8 protein-coding genes are annotated in these 8,778 nt (G+C 71.3%); 1 reads left to right on the top strand and 7 read right to left on the bottom strand.

Features of this window, described 5'->3' with window-relative positions; all coding sequences use genetic code 11:
* Positions 1 to 265: 265 nt before the first annotated feature.
* The 5 genes from BST44_RS28235 to BST44_RS28215 form a co-directional block, all read right to left on the bottom strand.
* A complete protein-coding gene (locus BST44_RS28235; protein ID WP_083179984.1) occupies positions 266 to 1,105 on the bottom strand; it encodes a shikimate dehydrogenase in 840 nt (279 codons plus the stop codon).
* On the bottom strand, positions 1,083 to 2,324 hold the full coding sequence (gene mltG, locus BST44_RS28230; protein WP_083179983.1) for an endolytic transglycosylase MltG: 1,242 nt from the start codon (positions 2,322 to 2,324) through the stop codon (positions 1,083 to 1,085). Before mltG ends, BST44_RS28235 begins: the two co-directional genes overlap by 23 nt.
* A complete protein-coding gene (gene ruvX, locus BST44_RS28225; protein WP_083179982.1) occupies positions 2,317 to 2,826 on the bottom strand; it encodes a Holliday junction resolvase RuvX in 510 nt (169 codons plus the stop codon). Before ruvX ends, mltG begins: the two co-directional genes overlap by 8 nt.
* Positions 2,827 to 5,532 (bottom strand): alanine--tRNA ligase, encoded by a 2,706-nt coding sequence (alaS, locus tag BST44_RS28220; RefSeq protein WP_083179981.1) that lies wholly within the window; start codon positions 5,530 to 5,532, stop codon positions 2,827 to 2,829.
* An 83-nt stretch (positions 5,533 to 5,615) separates the two neighbouring features.
* Positions 5,616 to 6,005 (bottom strand): secondary thiamine-phosphate synthase enzyme YjbQ, encoded by a 390-nt coding sequence (locus BST44_RS28215; RefSeq protein ID WP_170826172.1) that lies wholly within the window; start codon positions 6,003 to 6,005, stop codon positions 5,616 to 5,618.
* Between the two features lie 183 nt (positions 6,006 to 6,188).
* Here BST44_RS28215 and BST44_RS28210 point away from each other — a divergent pair, with 183 nt between their 5' ends.
* A complete protein-coding gene (locus tag BST44_RS28210; protein WP_083179980.1) occupies positions 6,189 to 6,812 on the top strand; it encodes a hypothetical protein in 624 nt (207 codons plus the stop codon).
* Between the two features lie 59 nt (positions 6,813 to 6,871).
* Here the strand turns inward: BST44_RS28210 and BST44_RS28205 are convergent, their stop codons facing one another.
* Together BST44_RS28205 and BST44_RS28200 are read right to left on the bottom strand one after the other, a co-directional pair.
* The gene (locus BST44_RS28205) at positions 6,872 to 7,210 is read right to left on the bottom strand and encodes a hypothetical protein (RefSeq protein ID WP_083179979.1); all 339 of its coding nucleotides are present in this window, start codon (positions 7,208 to 7,210) and stop codon (positions 6,872 to 6,874) included.
* Complete coding sequence (locus BST44_RS28200; RefSeq protein ID WP_083179978.1) at positions 7,210 to 8,571, bottom strand: replication-associated recombination protein A; 1,362 nt, start codon at positions 8,569 to 8,571, stop codon at positions 7,210 to 7,212. The genes BST44_RS28205 and BST44_RS28200 overlap by 1 nt, the downstream gene beginning before the upstream one ends.
* Positions 8,572 to 8,778: the final 207 nt, after the last annotated feature.

Below are 8,778 nucleotides of genomic sequence, written 5' to 3'. Positions count from 1 at the left end.
CCCCCCCCCCCGCCCCGCCCGGCCCCGGCGGCCGCCACCAGGATCACCCCGGCCCCGGTCAGCGTCAGCGGATTGGGCAGCCGGCGCTCGCGCAAGTCGTAGCCGCTCACCAGCAAAAGCCATGCGAGCACTGCCACAACCGCTCCAAGCCGCATGGGTCCTCCTGTACGCGCCGCGAGTGTGGGGGCCACGTACGAAAACTGTGGCGAATTCGTCCGTAGGCCCCACGCTCGGCGGTGACCTGGGGCATCCGACGTCCGGGACGCTAGCCCAGGGCGGCCGCCATCGCCTCTCGCGGCGCCGGGAGCCCTGTGAACAACTCGACTTGGGTGAACGCCTGGTGCAGCAACATCTGCAGGCCGCTGATCACGCTGCCGCCCGCGGCGGCGACGGCGGCCGCCAGCGGCGTGGGCCACGGGTCGTAGACGGCGTCGAGCAGCACCGGGATGGCCGCCAGGGTGTCCGCGTACCGCGCCGCGACGTCGGGGGGGATCGTGCTGACCAGCACCTCCGCCTCGCCCACCGCGCCGGTCAGCTCGTCGCCGTCCAGGCTGACGAACCGCGTCGGCACGCCGGCCCGGTTGCCGAGCTCCACCAGCCGGGCCGCCTTGTCCGGGTTGCGCGCGACGACGGCGATGGCGGCGACACCCAGCTGGGCCAGGCCCAGGACGGCCGCCGGCGCGGTGCCGCCCGATCCGCACACCAGCGCACGGCCGGCCACCAGCCCTTGTGACGCCAGCGCCCCCGCGACCCCGTCGATGTCGGTGTTGTCGGCCCGCCAGCCCGCCGGCGTGCGGACCAGGGTGTTGGCCGAGCCGACCCGCTCGGCGCGTTCGGTGCGCTCGTCGGCGAAGCGCAGCGCGGCGAACTTGCCGGGCATGGTCACCGATACGCCGACCCATTCGGGCCCGAACGCGCCGACCACGGCGGGCAGCCGCTCGGCGTCGCACTCGATGCGCTCGTAGGTCCAGTCGTGCAGGCCCAGCGCCCGGTAGGCGGCCAGGTGCAGTTGCGGGGACTTCGAGTGGGCGATCGGCTTGCCGAGCACCGCCGCTTTCCGCGCGGCGCCGGGGCCGGGCGCCCTACCGGGCGGAGTCGAGGACACCGTTGCGTTTGGCCAGCTCGATGTTGGCCAGGTGCTGCTGATAATCCTTGGTGAACAGCGTCGTCCCCTGGGCGTCGATGGTCACGAAGTACAACCAGTCGCCGGGCTCGGGATGCTCGGCGGCGTGCAGGGCGTCGACGCCGGGCGAACAGATCGCCGTCGCGGGCAACCCCTGCGACACGTAGGTGTTCCAGGGGGTCTTCTGGGCGCGGTCGGCGTCGGTGGTGGCCACCTCCCGGCGGTCCAGCGGGTAGTTGACCGTCGAGTCGAATTCCAGCGTGTGGTGGGCGTGCAGGCGGTTGTAGATGACCTGCGCCACCTTCGCGAAGTCCTGCGACCTGGACTCCTGCTCCACCAGCGACGCCACCACCAGGATGTCGTAGGGCGACAGGCCCATGGTCTGGGCGGTGTCCACCAGCCCCGACTTCATGTACTCCACGGCCCCCGCGCTGATCAGGGTGGACAGGATCGTCTCGGCCGAGGCGGCGGGGTCGACGTTGAAGGTGCCCGGCGCGATCAGCCCCTCGATCCGGCGATGGTCCTTGCCGAGCTCGGTGAACGGCTCGACGGCCCATGGCGGCACCGCCAGCGCGGCGGGCGTGCTGTTGGTGGCCGCCGCGCGCAGTTCCTCCACCGCGACGCAGTGCTGGTTGCCGTCCAGGGTCACGCAGGTGGCGCGCGAGATCAGCGAGAAGATGCCGGGATTGACCTTGTTGGTCTTCATGTCGGTGGTGTCGTCGAGCTGACGGCCTTCCGGGATGACCAGCCGGCCCACCCGGTTCTCCGGGTCGGCCAGCCGCGCGACGGCGTCGGCCGCCGGGATTTCGGTGCGCATCCGATAGAAGCCGGGCTGGATCGAGGAGATCTTGCTGTTGCCGTGCGCGGCGTTGACGAACGCCCGCACGGTCTTGACCACCTGCTCGTGCTGCAGCGTCTCCCCGACCATGGTGGTGGAGTCGCCGTCCTTGATCTGGATGACGATGTCGCGCTTGCCGTTTCCGGTGTAGTCGTCCCCGGCGCCGAACACCGTGTGCCACAGTTTGGCGCCGACGAAGACTCCCACCAGCACCACGACGGCGACGACCGCGAGCACGATCTTGCCGGTGAACCGCCGGCGGCGACGCACCCGCTCGGCCCGATTGCGGGTGACCCGGCTCCGTCTGCCCGAGGGGCCGACCGCCTCCGGTTCGGCCCGTTCCCGCCGTCCGCTGTCAACCATCGGCGGGCTCCCCGGCCGTCAGCGTGGCGCGGCGCTGGTCGAGCCAGCTCTGCAGGATGGCCACCGCGGCCGCCTGGTCGATGACCGCCCGCTGCTCCCTGGCTCGGACGCCGGCCGCGCGCAGCGATCGCTGCGCGCTGACGGTGGTCAGGCGCTCGTCGGCCAGCCGCACGGGCGTGGGCGCGATCCGCTGGGCCAGCGTGTCGGCGAGCTCCATGGCGTCGAGCGCCGACGGACCGGTGCGGTCGGCCAGGGTCCGCGGCAGCCCGACGACCACCTCGACCGCCCCGAGCTCGGTGGCCAGCTCCGCCAGCCGCCGCACGTGCTTGCCGGACCGGTCGCGCCGCACGGTCTCCACCGGCGTGGCCAGGATGCCGTCGGGGTCGCTGCAGGCGACCCCGATGCGCACGCTGCCGACGTCGATGCCCAACCTTCGTCCCCGTCCGGGGTCCTGGTCGGGGTCGCCGGGGCGGTCGGGCAACCGATGCTGTGCGGGGACCACTCAGCCGACCCGCGCTATCTCCGAGCGGACCGCCTCGAGCGCCGCGTCGATGCGGCTCGGGTCCTTTCCGGAGCCCTGCGCCAGGTCCGGCTTGCCCCCGCCGCGGCCGTCGACCGTCGCGGCGAGCTGCTTGATCAGGTCGTTGGCGCGGATTCCCAGCTCCTGGGCGGCCGGGTTGGCGGCGACCGCGTACGGCACGCTGCCGCCCTCACCCTCGGCGATCAGCGCCACCACGGCGGGGTCGCTGCCCAGCTTGCCGCGAATGTCGCCCACCAGGGAGCGCAGGTCACCGGCGGTCATCCCGGCGGACATCCGTTGCGCCACCACACGGACGTTACCGATGCGCTCCGCGCCGGCCGCGGCGTTGGCCGCGGCGGCCCGCGCGCCCGCCAGCCGCGCGCGTTCGAGTTCCTTCTCGGCGGCCTTGAGCCGCTCCACCAGGCCGGCCACCCGCGCGGGCACCTCCTCGGACGGCACCTTCAGCGACGACGCCAGCCCGGCCATCAGGGCGCGCTCCTTGGCCAGGTGGCGGAACGAGTCGAGCCCGACGTAGGCCTCCACCCGGCGGACCCCCGAACCGACCGACGATTCGCCCAGGATGGTCACCGGCCCGATCTGCGCCGAGTTGTGTACGTGGGTTCCGCCGCACAGCTCCAGCGAGAACGGGCCGCCGATCTCGACCACCCGGACCTCGTCCGGGTAGGCCTCGCCGAACATCGCCATCGCGCCCATTGCCTTGGCCTTCTCGAGTTGCTCGGTGAACGTGTGCACCTCGAAGTCGGCCTGGACGGCCTGGTTGGTGACCTCTTCGACCTGGGTGCGCTGCTCGTCGGACAGCGGTCCCTGCCAGTTGAAGTCGAACCTCAGGTAGCCGGGGCGGTTCAGCGATCCCGCCTGAACCGCGTTGGGGCCCAGGACCTGTCGCAGCGCGGCGTGCACCATGTGGGTGCCCGAGTGGCCCTGGGTGGCGCCGCGGCGCCACTGAGGGTCGACCGCCGCGACGACGGTGTCGCCCTCCACGAATTCCCCGGACTCGACGTTGACCCGATGCACCCACAGGGTTTTCGCGATCTTCTGCACATCGGTGACCGCCGCGCGGGCGCTCTCGCCGGCGCCCGTCCCGCTGATGGTGCCCTCGTCGGCGATCTGCCCGCCGGATTCGGCGTAGAGCGGGGTGCGGTCCAGCACCAGCTCGACCTGCTGCGCGCCCGGCCCGTCGTTGTGCGCGCCGTGCGTGACGACCGGCACCCGCTTGCCGTCGACGAAGATGCCCAGAATCTTGGCCTCGGAGGACAATTCGTCGAAGCCGGTGAATTCGGTGGGGCCGGCGTCGACCAGCTCGCGGTAGGCGCTCAGGTCCGCGTGCGCGTGCTTGCGGGCGGCGGCGTCCGCCTTGGCCCGGCGGCGCTGCTCGGCCATCAGCTCCCGGAAGCCGATCTCGTCGACCTGCAGGCCGGCCTCGGCGGCCATCTCCAGGGTCAGCTCGACCGGGAAGCCGTAGGTGTCGTGCAGCGTGAAGGCGTCGCTGCCCGAAATGGCCTTGGCCCCGGCGGCTTTGGTTGTGCCGGCCACCTCGTCGAACAGCTTGGAGCCGGCCGCCAGGGTGCGGTTGAACGCGGTCTCCTCGGCGACGGCGATGCGCCTGATCCGGTCGAAGTCGGCGACCAATTCGGGATACGACGGCCCCATCGCGTCGCGCACCGTGGCCATCAACTCGCCGACGATCGGCCCCTCGATGTCGAGCAGCTTGGCCGACCGGATCACCCGGCGCAGCAGCCGCCGCAGCACGTACCCGCGGCCGTCGTTGCCGGGGGTGACGCCGTCGCCGATCAGGATCGCCGCGGTGCGGCTGTGGTCGGCGATGACCCGGTAGCGCACGTCGTCGTCGTGACGGCCCACGTCGTAGCCGCGGGGCGCCCGCGCCGCGACGAGGTCGATGACCGGCCTCAGCAGGTCGGTCTCGTAGACGTTGTGCACACCCTGCAGGATGAACGCGACCCGCTCGACGCCCATGCCGGTGTCGATGTTCTTGCGCGGCAACGGGCCCAGGATTTCGAAGTCGGACTTGGAAGTGCCCTCGCCGCGTTCGTTCTGCATGAACACGAGGTTCCAGATCTCGATGTAGCGGTCCTCGTTGGCGATCGGGCCGCCGCCGACGCCGAACTCTTCGCCGCGGTCGTAGTAGATCTCCGACGACGGGCCGCAGGGCCCGGGAATCCCCATCGACCAGTAGTTGTCCTCCATGCCGCGGCGCTGGATCCGCTCGGCCGGCAGGCCGGCGATCTCCTGCCACAATTCAACGGCCTCGTCGTCGTCGAAATAGACCGTCGTCCAGATCCGTTCGGGATCCAGGCCGTAGCCGCCGTCGGACACACCGTTGGTCAGCAGGGTCCACGCCAGCTCGATGGCGCGGCGCTTGAAGTAGTCGCCGAACGAGAAGTTCCCCGCCATCTGGAAGAAGGTGTTGTGCCGGGTGGTGATGCCCACCTCGTCGATGTCGGGCGTGCGGATGCACTTCTGGATGCTGGTGGCCGTCGGGTACGGCGGGGTGCGCGCGCCCAGGAAGTACGGAACGAACTGGACCATGCCCGCGTTGACGAACAGCAGGTTGGGGTCGTCGAGGATCACCGATGCGCTCGGCACCTCGGTGTGGCCCGCCTTCACGAAGTGATCAAGAAACCGCTTCCTGATCTCGTGTGTCTGCACTGTTGGGTCCGCTTCTTCCGTGCTTGCTCGTTTGCGTGGACGTCTATTCCAGCCTATTCGCTGAGTGGTGGACTACCGGACGGCTAGCCCTCCAGGAAGCTCAGCCGCACCGAGCGCTGCGGGTTGTCCCGGTTGAGGTCGACCAGCACGATGCTTTGCCAGGTGCCCAGCATCGGCTCGCCGCCCGAGACCGGAACCGTCACCGACGGCGCCACCAGGGCCGGCATCACGTGGTCGGCGCCGTGGCCCGGCGAACCGTGCGCGTGCCGGTACCGGTCGTCGCGCGGCAGCAGCCTCTCCAGCGTCTCGACCAGGTCGTCGTCGGAGCCGGCGCCGGTCTCGATGATGGCGACCCCCGCGGTGGCGTGCGGGACGAACACGTTGCACAGGCCGTCCCCCCGCGACCAACAGAAGCCCCGCACCGCCTCGGTCAGATCGACGATGCGGCGCCGGGAGGTGTCCACGTCCAGCACGTCGGTATGCATCCGGACAAGCCTACGGCGCGTCCACCGGGCCTGTTCAAGACCGGGCAATCGTTGTGAGGCCGGCCACATGGGGGCATTGCGGCGAGCACCGGGCAGGAGGAAGGTAACTGATGGGCCCCGGTGGCGCCACCGGGGCACATTGGTTATCCGCCCCGACAGAGGAGGTCGGCCGTGTACGCACGCTCTACCACCATCCAGGCGCAACCCTTGTCGGTCGACATCGGGATCGCGCACATGCGCGACGTCGTCATGCCGGCTCTCACGGCGATCGACGGCTGCGTCGGACTGTCACTGTTGGTCGACCGGCAGTCCGGAACCTGCATCGCCACCAGCTCGTGGGACAGCATCGACGCGATGCGGGCCAGCGCCGAGCGGGTCGCCCCGATCCGCGACCGGGCCGCGCTGATGTTCGACGGCAGCGCCCGCGTCGAGGAGTGGGACATCGCTTTGCTGCACCGCGACCACCCCTCCCGCCCCGGGGCCTGCGTGCGGGCCACCTGGCTCAAGGTGGTGCCGGATCAGCTGAACCGATCCGTGGACTTCTACCGCATGTCGGTGCTGCCGGAGATGCAGGATCTCGACGGGTTCTGCAGCGCCAGCCTGCTGGTCGACCACCCCGCGTGCCGGCGGGCGGTGTCCTGCTCGACGTTCGACTCGATGGACGCGATGGCCCGCAACCGCGACCGCGCGACCGAGTTGCGCAGCAGGCGCGTCCGGGAGCTCGGCGCCGAGGTGGTCGACGTCGCCGAGTACGAACTGGCGATCGCCCACCTGCGGGTGCCCGAGCTAGTCTAGCCGCGCGCCGAGGCCGAGTGTGCGGCCAGCCGCGCGCTCGGGGCTTCGCATCGGGGCGCCTAGGGCAACGCGTCGCCCGGGAATCCGCGGCAGGGGTGCACCTCGAAGGTGAAGACGCCGCTCGCCACGCCGGGGTCCTCGGCCATGATCGCGGTGGTCTCCTCGACCGTGGCCGCGAACACCGCGAGCCCGCAGACGTCGGAGCCGTCGGTGACCGGCAACACGATGGGCATGACGCCGTCGTCGCGCAGTGCGAAGTTGCGCCGCCCGTGCTCCCAGACGGTCCCCGGTGCCGTCTCGTCGCCGAACCGCGGCCCCTGCTTGAGGATGACGGCGCTGTAGGCCTTGGTGGTCGCCAGCAGCCGGCCCATCTCCTCGTCGGTAAACGTCTTCGTCATCACCGCCCCCGCTTCCCACGGATGATCGCCCGCAACCGCTCGAGCCGCCCGGCTATCTCCCGCTCCGCGCCGCGGCCGGTCGGCCGGTAGTAGTCGGTGCCCACCAGCTCGTCGGGCGGGTATTGCTGGGCGACGACGCCGTCGGGGTCGTTGTGCGAGTACTGGTAGCCCTGCGCGTGTCCCAGCGCCGCCGCGCCGGAGTAGTGCCCGTCGCGCAGGTGCGGTGGCACCAGGCCGGCCTTGCCCGCCTTGATGTCGTCCATCGCCGCCCCCAGCGCGGTGGTGACGGAGTTCGACTTCGGCGCGGTGGCCAGGTGGATGGTGGCGTGCGCCAGCGTCAGCTGCGCCTCCGGCATGCCGATCAGCGCCACGGTCTGCGCGGCCGCCACCGCGACCTGCAGGGCGCCGGGATCGGCCATGCCGATGTCCTCGCTGGCCAGGATCATCAGCCGGCGCGCGAGGAAGCGCGGGTCCTCCCCCGCGACGAGCATGCGGGCCAGGTAGTGCAGCGCGGCGTCGACGTCGGAGCCGCGCACCGACTTGATGAAGGCGCTGATGACGTCGTAATGCTGGTCGCCGTCGCGGTCGTAGCGCACCGCGGCCTTGTCCAGTGACTGCTCGATGGTCTCGACGGTGACCGACTCGGTGGCTTCCTGAGCCGATTCGGCCGCCACCTCCAGCGCGGTCAGCGCCCGCCGGGCGTCGCCGGCGGCCAACCGCACCAGTAGGTCGACGGCCTCGTCGGTCACCGCGACGCGACCGCCCAGCCCGCGCGGGTCGTCGATCGCGCGCCGCACCACGGCGCGGATGTCGTCGGCGCTCAGCGGCCGCAGTTGCAGGATCAGCGACCGGGACAGCAGCGGCGCAACCACCGAGAACGACGGGTTTTCCGTGGTGGCCGCGACCAGCAGCACCACGCGGTTCTCGACGGCGGACAGCAGCGCGTCCTGCTGGGTCTTGGAGAAGCGGTGCACCTCGTCGATGAACAGCACCGTCTGCTCGCCGTTCAGGAGGGCCCGGCGCGCCACGTCGATGACCGCCCGGACCTCCTTGACCCCGGCCGACAGCGCCGACAGCGCCTCGAAGCGGCGGCCGGTCGCCCCGGAGATCAGCGCGGCCAGGGTGGTCTTGCCACTGCCGGGCGGTCCGTAGAGGATGGCCGACGCCACACCCGAGCCCTCGACCAGGCGGCGCAGCGGCGACCCGGGCGCCAGCAGGTGCTCCTGCCCCACCACCTCGTCCAGCGACGCCGGCCGCATGCGCACCGCCAGGGGCGCACCGGCCGACACGCCCAGGCCGTGATCGCTTACCGGCGCCGCGCCGGGCAGGTCAAAAAGACCGTCGGACACGGCTTCAGGCATACCACGAAAACGAATCCGGGCGCCGCCCCGGCATCTTTGCTAAGTTCCCGTGTGCGCGTGCCCACAGGTTGAGTCAACAGCTAGGACGGACATGAGCCAGCCTCCCGAGTATCCAGGCACCCCGGCCGACCCGTACGGCAGCGAGCACAATCCCCCGGGCTACCCGCCGCCCCCGAATTACGGCGCGCCGCCGCCCGGCTACGGCGC

The organism is Mycobacterium scrofulaceum, from assembly GCF_002086735.1.
Taxonomy (GTDB): domain Bacteria; phylum Actinomycetota; class Actinomycetes; order Mycobacteriales; family Mycobacteriaceae; genus Mycobacterium; species Mycobacterium scrofulaceum.
This window is presented reverse-complemented; position numbering and strand designations above follow the sequence as displayed.

Bases quoted from the DNA above. Each gene is read 5' to 3' on its own strand.
- mltG (WP_083179983.1), bottom strand. From the start codon at position 2,324: ATGGTTGACAGCGGACGGCGGGAACGGGCCGAACCGGAGGCGGTCGGC.
- BST44_RS28205 (WP_083179979.1), bottom strand. From the start codon at position 7,210: ATGACGAAGACGTTTACCGACGAGGAGATGGGCCGGCTGCTGGCGACC.
- BST44_RS28200 (WP_083179978.1), bottom strand. From the start codon at position 8,571: ATGCCTGAAGCCGTGTCCGACGGTCTTTTTGACCTGCCCGGCGCGGCG.